The sequence below is a fragment of the Achromobacter deleyi genome (assembly GCF_902859705.1).
In the GTDB taxonomy this organism is placed as follows: domain Bacteria; phylum Pseudomonadota; class Gammaproteobacteria; order Burkholderiales; family Burkholderiaceae_B; genus Achromobacter; species Achromobacter deleyi.
This window is the reverse complement of record NZ_CADIJO010000007.1, coordinates 264,166-276,663: the sequence shown is the minus strand read 5'-3', so window position 1 is coordinate 276,663 and position 12,498 is coordinate 264,166. Positions and strand designations below refer to the sequence as shown.

Here is a 12,498-nt window from a genome sequence, read left to right as displayed (position 1 = left end):
CCACACCTGGGCGCCCGGCCTGGCGGCGCTTGCCGACGACGCCGCCTGGCAGGCCTGGAGCCAACCGCTGCTGGACGCCCACGCCAAGGACGGCGCGCGCGAAGCCGGCACCCTGTTGCTGCTGGCCCCTGAAGGCCAGCGCGACGGGCTCGATTCCGAAACCGTGGCCGAGCGCCTGGGCTCGCTGGCCGCGCAGGCCATCGGCGCCTCGCGCGCCGCGGGCGTGGTCGCCACCGGCGGCGACGGCGCCCGCCAGGTGTTGCTGGCGCTGGGCGCCAGCGGCATCGCCCTGGTGGATGAAGTAATGGGCGGCGTGCCCCTGGGCACGCTGACCGGGGGCACGGCCGCGGGCCTGCCCGTGGTGACCAAGGCCGGCGGCTTTGGCACCGAAGACGTACTGGTTCGCGCCGTCCGCGCGATCCGCGACAGGAGATTTTCGCGATGACACAAACCCCTCCCCGCAATCCGCCGCTGCTGGCAGTGACCCTGGGCGACGTGGCGGGCATCGGGCCCGAGATCACGGCCAAGATGCTGATGGGCCACGACGAGCTGCGCCAAAAGGCACGCCTGGTGGTGGTCGGCGACGTGGACGTCATGGCCAACGCCGTGCGCCGCCTGGGCGGTGACCCCGCCATCGTGCGCCGCGTGGAACGCCCCGCGGACGCCACCAACACGCCGGGCACGATCGAAGTGCTGCAAGCCGGCCCGTCACTGGCCGACGTGAAGCTGGGCGAGATCAGCGCCGCGGCCGGAGACGGTTCGGTGCGCTTTGTCACCACCGCCTGCGCGCTGGCGCGGGCCGGCGAGGTCGACGGCATCGTCACCGCGCCGCTGAACAAGGCGGCCATGCACGCCGCCGGCCACAAGTGGCCGGGCCACACCGAGCTGCTGGCCCATGAATTCGGCGTCAAGACCTTCTCGCTGGTGCTGTCGGCCGGCGACCTCTACATCTTCCACGCCACCACGCACGTATCGCTGCGCCAGGCCATCGACGACCTGACGCCGGCCCGCATGCGCGCGGTGCTGCGCCTGGCCGGTTCGTTCGCCAAGGCCCTGGGGCGCGGCGACCAGCCCGTGGCCGTCTCCGGCCTGAACCCGCACGCCGGTGAAAACGGCATCTTCGGCAGCGAAGACGCCGACATCCTGGCCCCCGCCGTGGCCGAAGCCAACGCCGCCGGCATCCTGGCCGCCGGCCCGATTCCGGCCGACGCCCTGTTCCCGCAGGCCGTGCGCGGCAAATGGCAGTTCGTGATCGCCTGTTACCACGACCAGGGCCATGCGCCCTTCAAGGCCGTGTATGGCGATGACGGCGTTAACATCACCGTCGGCCTGCCCGTGGTGCGCGTGTCCGTGGACCACGGCACTGCGTTCGACATCGCCGGCCAGGGCATTGCCCGCGAAGACAGTCTGATCCTGGCCGCCGAGCGCGCCGCGCATCTGGCCCCGGGCTGGACGCATGTATGGGAAACTGCGCGGGCTCAAACAGGAGGTTGATTCCATGGCGCCCGCCACCGCTGACGATTTGCCCACGCTCGACCGCTCGGGCGAGGTGCCGCTGCATGCCCAGATGGCCGCGCTGCTGCGCGGCGACATCCGCACCCGCAAGCTCGATGCCGGCGCCCTGCTGCCCAGCGAGGCCGCCTTGTGCGAGCGTTTTGGCGTGGCGCGCAGCGTGGTGCGGCAAGCGTTGTCGGCGCTGGCGGCCGAAGGCCTGATCCAGCGCGAAGCGGGCCGCCCCGCCGTGGTGGCGGCGCCGCAGGAACATCGCCGGCTGGTGCAGCGGTCCACCGGCCTCTACGAGCAATTCGCCCAGTCCGGCGTGGCGCTCAAGACCCGCGTGCTGGCGTTCGGCGCGGCTGAACCGCCCCAGGCCGTGGCCGATTTCTTCGGCACGGCCGACCTGCTGCTGCTGGAACGGCTGCGCCACGTGGCCGAGGCGCCGCTGGCCTATGTGCGCACCTGGCTGCCCGCCGCCGCCGTGCCCGGCCTGCGCGGACAAGACCTGGCCGATGCCTCGCTGCATGGTGTGCTGACCCAGCGCTTCGGCCTGCGCCCCGGCGCGGGCCGCAACCAGATCCGCGCCGTCGCCGCCGACGCGACCTTGGCCAAGCTGCTGGACACCCAATCCGGCACGCCGCTGCTGATGCTGGAAGGCCAGGGCATGGACCAGCACGGCCAGCCGCTGGAATGGTTCACCACCTGGCATCGGGCCGAAAAACTGGTGTTCGACGTGGACGTGAGCGTGGCCCACGAAAGCGTACAACCGCGGTTGCAGGAAGGGGCCGGCCCTATCGGGTCCATCCATGCGGGGGCCTCCCATGCGGGGGCCGCCCATGCAGGGGCCGCCCATGCGGGGTCAGCCGCCCCCCCGACGCCTGGCGCAACGCCCGACCCGCTGGCCCGCGCCGAAGCCCTGGTGGCCGAGCTTTCCGCCGAACTGGCGCGACTGCGCGCCGATTCCTCGCCGCGCTGACAAGGCCCGCCGTTCAGGCGCGCCCGACCTGCCCCGCCACCTGCCGGGCCAGCGCCTTGCGATCCACCTTGCCCACCGCATTCTCGGGCAGCCGGTCCACCCACCACACGTCCTTGGGCACGTAAATGCGGCCCAATCGCGCCAGGACTTCGGCGCGCACGGCGGCGTCTTGCGGTGCGTCCACGGCCCCCGCCCGCTGCACGAAGGCCACCGGCACCTCGCCCAGGTCCTCATCCGGCGCGCCGACCACGCAGCAGGCGGCCACGCCGGGCATCGCCGTCACCACGCCTTCGATCAGCGCGGGCGAAATATTCTCGCCGCCCCGGATGATCACGTCCTTGATGCGGCCGGTGATGGTGAGGTAGCCCTCGGCATCGAACCGGCCCAGGTCACCCGTCGCCAGCCGCGCGGGCGCCTGCCCGGCCGGCCCGGCTTCCAGGCCCAGGTAGCCCAGCATCAGGCTATCGCCTTCGATGCAGATCTCCCCTTCGCCCCCGGCCGGCGCTTCGCGCCCATCCGGCAGGCGCAGCGTCACGCGCTGGCCCGCCAGCACGGTGCCCACCGTCCCCACGCGGCGCGCATCCGGCGGGTTCATGGTGGACGTGCAGGTGGCTTCCGACAACCCGTACGACACGATCAGCGGACACCCCAGGAACGCCTCGATGCGCCGGTGCAGCGCCTCGGTAATGGGCGCCGAGCCGCAACGCGCGAAACGCAATCCGGCCAGGCTGTCCGGCTCGAACGCCAGGTCCAGCATGCGGGCATACATGGTGGGCACGCCCGTGATGACCGTGGGCCGCCACGTGCGCAGCAAGGCCGGCATGTCCTCGGCCCGAAAACGCCCGTCCAGGACCACGCAGGCCCCGGCCAGCAAGGGCGCGAACACCTGGTTGTTCAGCGCGTTGGTGTGGTGCAGCGGCATCACATGCAGCAAGCGGTCAGCCGGCGTCAGCCCCGTATGCGCCAGCACGCCGCGCGCGTTGTTCATCAGGCCGCCGTGGCTGAGCAGCACGCCCTTGGGGTGGCCGGTGCTGCCCGAAGTGAACAGCAACAGCCCCGGGTCGCGCGCACCGCGCGGCAGGCGCGGCCAGGCGGAATCGCCACGCGCCAGTTCCCGCGCCGGCAAGCACCGCGCTGACGCCAGGCCGCAGGCCTGCGCGGTCGCGGCATGGCCGTCATCGAACAGCATCCACGCCAGCCCCACCGCCGCCACGCGGCGCGCGGTTTCGGCGTGCGCCAGGCGCGGCTCCAGCGGGCAGGGACAAGCCCCTGCCGCCATCACGCCGAGTATCGCCACCAGTTGGGCGGGCGACCGTTCCATCGCCACCGCGACATAGTCCCCAGGCTGCACGCCTGCGGCCTGCAAGGCCGCGGCAGCCACGCCGACCCGCCGGTGCAGTTCGCCGTAGGTCAGCACATCGTCGGCCGCCAGGATGGCGGGGCGCGTTGCCCAGTCAGGCTGCGCCCACAGGCGCGCGCCGGCTGCCGTCACGGTGGTGTCGGTATCGCTCAGCATCAACGTTCCTTTCAGTGAGGCCTGGCGCCGCCGCAAGCCACGACGCCGGGCGCCCCGCTTCAGCGCAGCGCCACCGCCGCGTCGCGTTCGAATTGGCCGTCGGCATCCAGCTCGCGCAGCGCGCGGGCCTCGGCCTCGGTCGGCGGCGGCGTGGGCTCGGCGCCGGTCGCGTCGAACACGAACCCGGTGCGCTCCCGCACTTCCGACAGGCTGGATTCGGGATGCCACGACTGCAACGCCAGCCGGCCGTCGCGTTTGACGAACACCGCGATCGGCGTCACCACGCCGTGAAATCCCCCCCACGACGTCATGAAGTCCAGCTTCTCGACAAAGGCGCGGCGCGAATGCTCGGTGCGCCAGGTGCAGGCCCGCCGCGCGGTCGGCAGCATCACTGCGCCGCCGCCCCCGCCGGGCAGACGCACCTTGGGTGCATGCCAGTCGCCAATGGATGAATTGTTGGCGCAGCCGGCGCCGTCGATCTGCGCCGCGCCCAGAAACGTCAGGTCCATGCGGCCACGCGTGCACAGGTCGTAGAAATCTTCATTGGCGAAGATCGACGCGGTATGTTCCGCCAGCACCGGATCGGAGCTCGACAGCGGAATGTGCGACGGCCGCGGGTTCACGCCGCCCGCGACGTTGATGTAGACGAAGTCCCAGTCGTAGGCGCGCTTGGCCAGCAGGCAGGCCAGCATCGGCATCGTGGAATTGACGCCGCTGAAGGTGATCTCGTCGGGGCGGATGAAGCGCGCCAGGTTCGTCACCACATACGAAAAACCAGACCATTGCTCAGCCATGTGCCGCTCCCGCTTCAGGCGCCGCGGCCAGGTGGGCCGCCAGGTCGCCCTGTTTGTCCATGTAGGCTTGCACTGCCGGATAATCGATGGCGTAGTCCGGCCAACAAGAGCCCGGCCACGCCGAACGCGGCAGCACCGTAAACGCCTGCACCATGAAGTACGGCACCAGCGTGGCCTCGGGCTGCGCTTCGAACACGGCGCTGTCCACGAGCTTTTCGGCCACCACCAGCACACTGCCCGCGGCGCGCGACATGATGCGGTCCCAGTGCGCGGTGCCATGCACGCGCACGTTGCCCAGCGCATCCACCTCAGACGCCTGGATCACCGCGAAGTCCGGCCGCACCGCCGGCACCACCCAGGTCTTCTGGCCGCTGCCGTAGGGGTCGTCCAGGCAGTGCCAGCCATTGAGCTGCGGCAGGTCGCTGCCATGCAGGCCGCCGCAAGGCTGGAACGGCACGCCAAAGGCCGCCGCCCGCAGCCCCGCGGTCAGGCTGGCGCAGGCGTGCTCTTCGAGTTCGACCTCGCCCTGCTCGATCGCCTTGCGATACCAGGGCGCCAGGCCGAAATTGCCTTCCATGGCCACGATGCCCGCCCGTACTTTCTTCAGCGCCCCGGCGCGGCACAGGATGTCCACGTCGTAGCCGGGCGACTGCTTGACCAGTTCCAGGTCCCGCCGTCCCTGGCGGATCAGCTCACGCACGAACGCGAACGGCCCGCGGTGCAGGAAGCTGCCGCCCAGGGCAATGGACGCCCCGTCCGGCACCAGCGCCGCCAGCTCCGCCAGCGTGCGCTGCTTGTCTTTCTGGTTGAATCCCGAACCCATGCTGTCTCCTCGAATTTTTTATGGTGGCGCCGGGGGCTTGCTGGCTGGCTCGCTAACGCGCCTGCAGGTAGGCCGCGAGCCGCGCCTTCAGGCCCGGCTCGGCCGCGGACCGCACCAACCGGGCCAGGTCGGTGTCGGGCTGCTCGGCCGACAGCGCGGCGTACAGTTGCGTGCGGCTGGCAGCGGTAAGCGCCTTGGCCGTGTCTTCGGCCTCGCGCTCGACCTCGGGCCATTCGTCCTGCGCCGCCAGGCGGCTGGCAAAGCCATCGCGCAGCGCTTCGTCGGCGCTGAAGGTGCTGGCCTGCTCCAGGATCGCGCGCGCGCGATCGGCGCCGACCAGTGCGCCAAAGCGGCGCGTGCCCAGCACCAGCCCGAATTTCAGGCCCGGCATGCGAAAGCTGGCGTCGGGCGCGCTGACGCGCCATTTGCAGGCGCCGAACAGGTCCACGCCCGCGCCGAAGTTGCGCCCGTGCGCCAGGCCCACCGTCAGGCAAGGCGAGGCCGCCACGCGCTGCAGCAAGGTTTCGATGCGCACGAAGCGCAGCAGCAGGTCGCCTTCGCTCTGGCTTTCCCAGTCGCCGAAATCAAAGCCGGCGCTGAAGTTACGGCCTTCGCCGCGCAGCACGATCACCTGGGCGCCTTGCGCAGCGGCATCGTCCATGGCCGCAATCAACGCCTCGACCAGCTCGGCCGACAGGGCATTCATTTTTTCAGGGCGGGCCAGCGTCAGCGCGTGCACCGCGCCGCGGCTCTCGATACGCAGCGCCGCGCTCATGCCGCCCCCCCTTTCTTGCGCAGCGCGCCCAGGACTTCGTCGTTGTGCTCGCCCAGCGCGGGCGGCGCACGCCGCAGCGCGGTGGTCTGGCCGTCAAAGCGCACCGGCAGGCCGAAGGTGCGAGTACGCACGCCATTGGGCAGGTCCACCGGCTGCACCCAGCCCATGTGTTCGACCTGCGGATCGGCCAGCACTTCGGAATAGGTATTGATGGGCGCGCAGGGCACGCCGGCGGCGCGAAAACGCGCCAGCCAGGTGGGGGCATCGTCGGCGGCGAAGAGAGCTTCGAGAATGTCGCGCAGGGCGTCCTGGTTGCGGGCGCGGGCGCTGGTGTCGGTAAAGCGCGGATCGGCCAGCAGGTCTTCGCGACCTACGGTGACGCAGACGCCCTTCCACAAGGCGTTGTTGCCGGCCGCCATGCCGAAGTAGCCGCCCTTGCAGCGAAACGCCTGGTAGGGCGCGTTGCGCGGATGCGCCGAACCCAGCTTGACCGGATCGCGGCCGCTGCCGAAGAACTCGGACGTCTGCAGCGCGGCGATGCCCAGCGTGGCGCCCAGCATCGGCACGTCGATGTGGGTGCCCTGGCCGCTGGCCTGCACGGCGCGCAGCGCAGAGGCAATGGCAAAGGCGCCATACAGGCCGGCCGAGAAATCGGCTACCGGCACGCCGCACTTGACGGGTTCGCCGCCGGCTTCGCCGGTGACGCTCATCAGGCCGCTCATGGCCTGGATGGTCAGGTCGAAGCCGCCCTCCTGCGCGCGCGGGCCGGATTGGCCGTAGGCCGAGATCGAGCAATACACCAGGCGCGGGTTGGCTTCGCGCAGCGCGGCGTAGCCCAGGCCCAGGCGGTCCATGACGCCGGGGCGGTTGTTTTCGATGAGCACGTCGACGCTCAGGGCCAGTTCGCGCGCGAGCGCCAGGTCGGCAGGATCTTTCAGGTTCAGGGTGACGGACCGCTTGTTGCGGTTGAGCGAGGCGAAGTTCTCGCTGTAGCCCTGGCTAAGCGGCGGCCAGCTGCGCAAGGTATCGCCGCCTTCGGGGTTTTCAAGCTTGATTACGTCAGCGCCCATGTCCGCCAGCAGCATGCCGCAGAACGGCCCGGCCGCCACGTTGCAGATCTCAAGCACGGTAACGCCGGCCAATGCCGAGCTAGGAGTCATGTCGACCTCTCGTTATAAGAATTCAATATTTAGGATTGGAAAAAAATTATATAGCGGCACCCGGGTGCCTGGCATGCTACCCGACGTGGCGGCGCTACCTAGCGAAATTTCCTAGAGCAATCCCTAGGTAAGGTGCTTAATTGTTGACCAGCATAGCACCGTGTGGAATTCTTGGTAAACCATTTGTTGAAAATCAAATCCTATTATTTAGGATTCATAAAAGGACCGCGGCGTTTCATCGCGCATCCGCGCCACGCGTGACGGCCCTGCCCCACCAAGGAGACTCGGATGAAACGTTTTTGGCGCATTGCGGCGGCAGCCACGCTGTCGCTGACGGTCGCAGCCCCTGTGCTGGCACAGCCCTGGCCGAACAAGCCCGTACGCATGGTGGTGCCGTTTCCGCCAGGCGGCGCGACCGACGCGGCGGCGCGCATCTATGCGCAGCAGCTGGGCGACTTTCTTGGGCAAAGCGTGGTGGTGGAAAACAAGGCGGGCGCGGGCGGCGAGATCGGGGCGGAATATGTGGCGAAGTCGGCGCCCGACGGCTATACGCTGCTGATGGGGGCGCTGGGCAGCCATGCGATCCACGCGGCGCTGCCGGACAAGCCGGGGTATGACTTCGGCACGGCGTTCGTGGGGGTATCGATGGCAACGAGCATGCCGATGGCGTTGGCGGTGAACAGCAAGATTGCGGCGAACAATGTGCAGGAATTGATTGCGTTGGCCAAGCGCGAGCCGGGAACGCTGACGTTCGGGTCGGCGGGGCCGGGGACGTCGCAGCATATGGCGGGCGAGCTGTTCCAGGCGCTGACGGGAACGCGGCTGATGCATGTGCCTTATCGGGGCAGCGGGCCGGCAATTACGGATCTGCTGGGGGGGCAGATCGATATGGTGTTCGAGACGTTGCCGGCGTTGCTGCCGCAGGTGGCCAGCGGGAAGATCCGGCTGCTGGGGGTGACGACGGCGAAGCGGGCGACGGCACTGCCTGAGCTGCCTACGCTGATGGAACAAGGCGTGACGGGATATTCGGTGGCGACGGCTTATGCGTTGTTGGCGCCGGCAGGGACGCCTGCGGGGATCGTGGAGCGGTTGTCGGCGGGGATGCAGCGAGCGGCCGCGTTGCCTGCGGTGCGGGAGGCGGCGTTGAAGCTGGGGGCGGATGCGGTGGGTAGTACGCCTGCGGATACGGATTTGGTGGTGAGGCAGGAGGTTGCTCGGTGGGGGGAGGTCGTCAGGGTGTCGGGGGGGCGGTAGTTTTTTTATTGTGGCGTTTGGGGGTGTGGGTGCGCGGGGGGGTGGGGTTCTTAAGTCGCGCTTGGCGCCGTCGGCGGGCGTAGGGCGGGGCTACGATTGCGGTCCGGAGCCTTCGCTCCGGACTGCCCCGTCGTCATCGTCGTACAGGCCTTCGGCCTTCCCTTCCGATTCCCTCGGGCGCATCTACACGCCCCGCCCTACGCCCGCCGACGGCGCCAAGCGCTGGCGTTGGGGGTGTGCCGCCGGTTTGCGCTTGTTCGGTCCGGGTCAGGATCAAGCTTCGAATGCTGTGGGTGCGTTGACTACCGCGTGGGGTGTGGCGGTGGGGATTGAGGCTGGCGCTGATCCGCTTTTTTATTGGCCCAGGAAGCCTCGGCGGTAGCCCATGCCTTGGGAGATGGATTGGGCGCAGGCGGCGACGTCGGGGGCCAGTTGTTTCATGCGGGCGGCGCTCAGGCGGTCCAGGGGGCCCGAGATGCCGATGGCGGCGACGGGTTGGTCCAGGCTGTTGAAGAGGGTGACGGCCAGGCCGCCTACGCCTTCGCGCCATTCGCCGCGGTTGACGGCGTAGCCGGCGCGGACGACTTTGTGCAGTTCGTCTTTCAGGAGCGGCATGGAGACGATGGTGGCGGGGGTGTGGCGGGCCAGTTTTTCGGCGTAGCGTTCGACGTAGCCGTCGGGCTGGTAGGCGAGCAGGGCTTTGCCGGTGGCGACCGCGTAGGCGGGGGCGCGGCCGCCGATCATGGAGTAGGCGCGGATGGGTTGGGGGCTATCGATCTTGTCGACGTAGACGACGTCGAAGCCGTCCAGGACGGACAGGTGCACGGTCTCGCCGGTCTGGTCGGCCAGGGTGCGCATGTGGGGCGCGGCGAGTTTGCGGATGTCGAGTTGGCCGAGCTGGCGGGCGGCGAGTTCGAACAGGCGGACGGCGCCGCGGTAGCCGCCGCCGTCTTCGTCTTTGATGACGTAGCCGGCGTGGATGAGGGTTTGCAGGGTGCGGTGGGTGTTGCTGCGCGTGAGGCCGACGCGGGCCGCGAGCGCATCGATGGTGCGGGGCGGGTTGTCTACGTCGGTGACGGCCTCCAGCACCATCAGCCCCTTGAGCAGTGTCTTGTCCATTGTTCTGGTATTTCCCAATATTTAGGACGCGAACATAGCACGGGCGCCGGCCCGCGAACAGGTCTTACTGGACGGGCAGCGCGGCGCGCACGGCGGCGGAGCGGTCCCACAGGTTGGGGATGCTGGCTGCGGAATATCCGGAGACGAAGGGTTTGGCCTGGCCGGTGGCGGGGTCGTAGACGTGGCGCGAGACGGCGCCGATGTTGCCGCCGTACATATGCACGCTGATGGAGACCTGGTCGGCAAAGGCGTTGGAGACGCGGTGGATGTCGCCTTCTTGCGGCGACAGGCGTTCGACGTCGCCGGGGCGCAGGGTGTCGGGTTCGCCGAGGGTGGACAGGCGGCCGTCGGCGGCGCGGGTGTAGCGCTGGTTGACTTCGGCGCCGCGCAGCATGCCGACGTAGCCCCAGACTTCGTGATCGTGCACGGGCGTCTGCTGGCCAGGGCCCCAGACGAAGCTGACGAGGCTGAAGCGTTCGAGGGGGTCGCAATGCAGCAGGTATTGCTGGTAGTACTGCGGGTGGGGCACGGTACAGGCGTCGGGCAGCCAGTCGTCGTGACGGATGAGCGCGGCGAATTCGGCTTCGAGTTCGGCGGATTGCGCCAATCCGGCGGGCGTGGCCAGGCGGGTGGCGGTGGCAATGAAATGGCGCAACCGGTCCAGGCCGGCGGGTGCTTCGGACATGCTGGTGTCTCCGGATTCGGGCAGGGCCGCGTCCGGGCCATGCCGTTGAACAATCCCAATTAGGCTATCCAGTATCCATGATTCGGGACGTTGGCGGCAATGCCCGATGCGGACCGCAAGGGCGCAAGGCTTGACAGGCCCCTGTCGGCGCGTGCAGCGTAGCGGGCTGTTCACTTGAGATGGTTTTGCGATGACCCCTGCCCCACTTTCCATTCCGCCCGCACTGGCCGACACGCTGGCGCGGGCGGTGAACGTCGTCGTCTTCACGGGCGCCGGCGTGTCGGCCGAAAGCGGCATCGCGACGTTTCGCGATGCGCTCACGGGACTGTGGTCGCGTTTTGATGCCAGCGCGCTGGCGACACCCGAAGCGTTTGCCGCGCAGCCGGATATTGTGTGGGGCTGGTACGAATGGCGTCGTGCGCAGGTCGATGGCACCGAGCCCAATGCCGCGCATCACGCCATCGCGGCGTTGGCCGGGCACGTGCCGGCGCTGACGCTGATCACGCAGAACGTGGACAATCTGCACGAACGTGCGGGCAGCGCCCAGGTGGTGCATCTGCACGGCAGCCTGCATGCGCCGCGTTGCTCGCGCTGTGCGCGCCCCGCGGCGTTTCCCGCGGATGACGCGCACGTCATTGCAGACGAAGGCCGTGCCATCGCGCCGCCGGCATGCGCGCATTGCGGCGCGCCGATACGGCCCGGGGTCGTGTGGTTTGGCGAAAGCTTGCCGACCGATGCCTGGCAGGCCGCGCAAGCGGCCGCCGAACACTGTGATCTGTTCCTTTGCATCGGCACGTCGGCGCTGGTGTACCCCGCCGCGCAATTGCCGCTGCACGCGTTGCGGGCCGGCGCCACGGTGGTGCAGGTCAATCCGGCCGCGACGTCGCTCGATGGGCAGGCCCACTACAACCTGCGCGGCGCCGCCGCAGAGGTGATGCCGCGGCTGCTGGAGGCGGCCGGGTTCTGAGTTGCGTCCTGCCTCGTGTCCTACCCCGCGCCCTACCATTTGCAGCCGTCATCGCGCACGGTATCGGCCAATAGGAACGGCAAGGCCAGCAAGCCCAGATGGGCATGCGCGTCACGGCAAGGCGGCCTGGCGCTTTGGGCGATGCCCTTGGCCAACGCCGAAGGCTCGGCCCGCGGCTTGGGCGCCAGGTCCACGCGGGCCTCGCCCCGCGCGCGCGGCGCCCCTTGCGCGGCTGCGTCTTCGCCCCGCCAGCGGAAATCGTGTGGGGGTGGGCCGGTGGGCGCCGAGGCCGGCTTGGCCGTTGACGGTGTGGCGGTCGGCGATGTCGAGGTCTTCGGCGCCGTTTGCGGCGCTTGCGGGGCGGCGCGCGATGCAGGACGCGGCGGCGTTGCAGGTGCCGGTCGCGTGGCGGGCGCCGAAGGCCTGGCCGATTCCGGCGGGCGGCCGGGCTGCCCGGATGCGGCCGGCTCCTGCGATCCCCCCGCCTGCGATGGCGGCAGCGCCTCAGGCAAGGTTGCCTCGCGCCGCGCCGGTTCGACCGGCAACAAGTCCACGAAGAATGCCGTTTCCTGCCGCGGCGGCAAGGGCATCGCGGGCCGTTCGCCCGCCTCGCGCCACAAGCACCACGCAAGCAACGCATGCAGGCCGCACACGGCTCCCGCGGCCCACCAGGCAATCCTGCGCACGCGCGGCGCGGGCAAGACGTGCGAGGTGTCGATCACAAGCGAAGACATGACGGCAAACCCGGTCGGACGCTGACGAACAACTCGCAATCTTGCTGGCAACGGGCCGCGCACAGCCTGTTGCCGCGTGAAGATTTGTGAAGATGTTTGGTGGCGAGAGGACTACGATGAAGACACGTTGGCGATGCAGGGGAAACCCCACATCCCACCGTACGCGCAGAGGGATACAGTGGCACAAAATCCTTGCAG

The 12,498-nt window shown here is 69.4% G+C and carries 14 protein-coding genes; 6 read left to right on the top strand and 8 right to left on the bottom strand.

Annotation, left to right across the window (positions count from 1 at the left end; all coding sequences use genetic code 11):
* From HV798_RS13400 to HV798_RS13390, 3 genes are all read left to right on the top strand, one after another.
* Positions 1-445: nucleotide-binding domain containing protein (locus tag HV798_RS13400; protein ID WP_281360861.1), on the top strand; the 445-nt coding region annotated here is incomplete at its 5' end.
* A complete protein-coding gene (gene pdxA, locus HV798_RS13395) occupies positions 442-1,494 on the top strand; it encodes a 4-hydroxythreonine-4-phosphate dehydrogenase PdxA (protein ID WP_175192700.1) in 1,053 nt (350 codons plus the stop codon). The genes HV798_RS13400 and pdxA, both read left to right, overlap by 4 nt.
* Positions 1,495-1,498: 4 nt before the next feature.
* Entirely contained in the window at positions 1,499-2,473 is a 975-nt protein-coding gene (locus HV798_RS13390) for a GntR family transcriptional regulator (protein WP_175192701.1), read from the top strand.
* Between the two features lie 13 nt (positions 2,474-2,486).
* Here the strand turns inward: HV798_RS13390 and HV798_RS13385 are convergent, their stop codons facing one another.
* From HV798_RS13385 to HV798_RS13365, 5 genes are read right to left on the bottom strand one after another with little or no spacing between them, the layout of a single operon-like run.
* Positions 2,487-3,989: a class I adenylate-forming enzyme family protein gene (locus HV798_RS13385; protein WP_343038551.1), complete on the bottom strand. Its 1,503-nt coding sequence runs from the start codon at positions 3,987-3,989 to the stop codon at positions 2,487-2,489.
* 59 nt (positions 3,990-4,048) lie between these two features.
* The gene (locus tag HV798_RS13380) at positions 4,049-4,783 is read right to left on the bottom strand and encodes a CoA-transferase subunit beta (RefSeq protein WP_025140051.1); all 735 of its coding nucleotides are present in this window, start codon (positions 4,781-4,783) and stop codon (positions 4,049-4,051) included.
* The gene (locus HV798_RS13375; protein ID WP_175192702.1) at positions 4,776-5,606 is read right to left on the bottom strand and encodes a CoA transferase subunit A; all 831 of its coding nucleotides are present in this window, start codon (positions 5,604-5,606) and stop codon (positions 4,776-4,778) included. Before HV798_RS13375 ends, HV798_RS13380 begins: the two co-directional genes overlap by 8 nt.
* 52 nt (positions 5,607-5,658) lie before the next feature.
* The gene (locus HV798_RS13370; protein ID WP_175192703.1) at positions 5,659-6,381 is read right to left on the bottom strand and encodes an enoyl-CoA hydratase/isomerase family protein; all 723 of its coding nucleotides are present in this window, start codon (positions 6,379-6,381) and stop codon (positions 5,659-5,661) included.
* A complete protein-coding gene (locus HV798_RS13365) occupies positions 6,378-7,541 on the bottom strand; it encodes a CaiB/BaiF CoA transferase family protein (protein ID WP_175192704.1) in 1,164 nt (387 codons plus the stop codon). Before HV798_RS13365 ends, HV798_RS13370 begins: the two co-directional genes overlap by 4 nt.
* A 288-nt stretch (positions 7,542-7,829) precedes the next feature.
* Between HV798_RS13365 and HV798_RS13360 the strand changes: the two genes are divergently transcribed.
* Positions 7,830-8,795 carry a tripartite tricarboxylate transporter substrate binding protein gene (locus HV798_RS13360; protein WP_175192705.1) on the top strand — a complete coding sequence of 322 codons (966 nt, stop codon included), beginning with the start codon at positions 7,830-7,832 and terminating at the stop codon, positions 8,793-8,795.
* A 354-nt stretch (positions 8,796-9,149) separates the two neighbouring features.
* On the opposite strand, the gene HV798_RS13355 is transcribed toward HV798_RS13360, so the two are convergent.
* Positions 9,150-9,914, bottom strand: coding sequence for an IclR family transcriptional regulator (locus HV798_RS13355; RefSeq protein WP_175192706.1), 765 nt, complete (start codon positions 9,912-9,914; stop codon positions 9,150-9,152).
* A 64-nt stretch (positions 9,915-9,978) separates the two neighbouring features.
* Positions 9,979-10,599 carry a cysteine dioxygenase family protein gene (locus HV798_RS13350; RefSeq protein ID WP_175192707.1) on the bottom strand — a complete coding sequence of 207 codons (621 nt, stop codon included), beginning with the start codon at positions 10,597-10,599 and terminating at the stop codon, positions 9,979-9,981.
* A 190-nt stretch (positions 10,600-10,789) separates the two neighbouring features.
* Between HV798_RS13350 and HV798_RS13345 the strand changes: the two genes are divergently transcribed.
* Positions 10,790-11,566 (top strand): SIR2 family NAD-dependent protein deacylase, encoded by a 777-nt coding sequence (locus tag HV798_RS13345; protein WP_175192708.1) that lies wholly within the window; start codon positions 10,790-10,792, stop codon positions 11,564-11,566.
* Positions 11,567-11,598: 32 nt separating this feature from the next.
* Here HV798_RS13345 and HV798_RS13340 read toward each other — a convergent pair whose 3' ends face one another.
* Positions 11,599-11,760: a hypothetical protein gene (locus HV798_RS13340; RefSeq protein WP_175192709.1), complete on the bottom strand. Its 162-nt coding sequence runs from the start codon at positions 11,758-11,760 to the stop codon at positions 11,599-11,601.
* A gap of 100 nt (positions 11,761-11,860) precedes the next feature.
* On the opposite strand from HV798_RS13340, the gene HV798_RS13335 reads away from it, so the two are divergent.
* Positions 11,861-12,325 (top strand): hypothetical protein, encoded by a 465-nt coding sequence (locus tag HV798_RS13335; protein WP_175192710.1) that lies wholly within the window; start codon positions 11,861-11,863, stop codon positions 12,323-12,325.
* Positions 12,326-12,498 lie beyond the last annotated feature (173 nt).

What these genes read in the sequence shown, in the direction of transcription:
- pdxA (WP_175192700.1), top strand. Translation starts at nt 442, where the DNA reads ATGACACAAACCCCTCCCCGCAATCCGCCGCTGCTGGCAGTGACCCTG.
- HV798_RS13390 (WP_175192701.1), top strand. Translation starts at nt 1,499, where the DNA reads ATGGCGCCCGCCACCGCTGACGATTTGCCCACGCTCGACCGCTCGGGC.
- HV798_RS13385 (WP_343038551.1), bottom strand. Translation starts at nt 3,989, where the DNA reads ATGCTGAGCGATACCGACACCACCGTGACGGCAGCCGGCGCGCGCCTG.
- HV798_RS13380 (WP_025140051.1), bottom strand. Translation starts at nt 4,783, where the DNA reads ATGGCTGAGCAATGGTCTGGTTTTTCGTATGTGGTGACGAACCTGGCG.
- HV798_RS13375 (WP_175192702.1), bottom strand. Translation starts at nt 5,606, where the DNA reads ATGGGTTCGGGATTCAACCAGAAAGACAAGCAGCGCACGCTGGCGGAG.
- HV798_RS13370 (WP_175192703.1), bottom strand. Translation starts at nt 6,381, where the DNA reads ATGAGCGCGGCGCTGCGTATCGAGAGCCGCGGCGCGGTGCACGCGCTG.
- HV798_RS13365 (WP_175192704.1), bottom strand. Translation starts at nt 7,541, where the DNA reads ATGACTCCTAGCTCGGCATTGGCCGGCGTTACCGTGCTTGAGATCTGC.
- HV798_RS13360 (WP_175192705.1), top strand. Translation starts at nt 7,830, where the DNA reads ATGAAACGTTTTTGGCGCATTGCGGCGGCAGCCACGCTGTCGCTGACG.
- HV798_RS13355 (WP_175192706.1), bottom strand. Translation starts at nt 9,914, where the DNA reads ATGGACAAGACACTGCTCAAGGGGCTGATGGTGCTGGAGGCCGTCACC.
- HV798_RS13350 (WP_175192707.1), bottom strand. Translation starts at nt 10,599, where the DNA reads ATGTCCGAAGCACCCGCCGGCCTGGACCGGTTGCGCCATTTCATTGCC.
- HV798_RS13345 (WP_175192708.1), top strand. Translation starts at nt 10,790, where the DNA reads ATGACCCCTGCCCCACTTTCCATTCCGCCCGCACTGGCCGACACGCTG.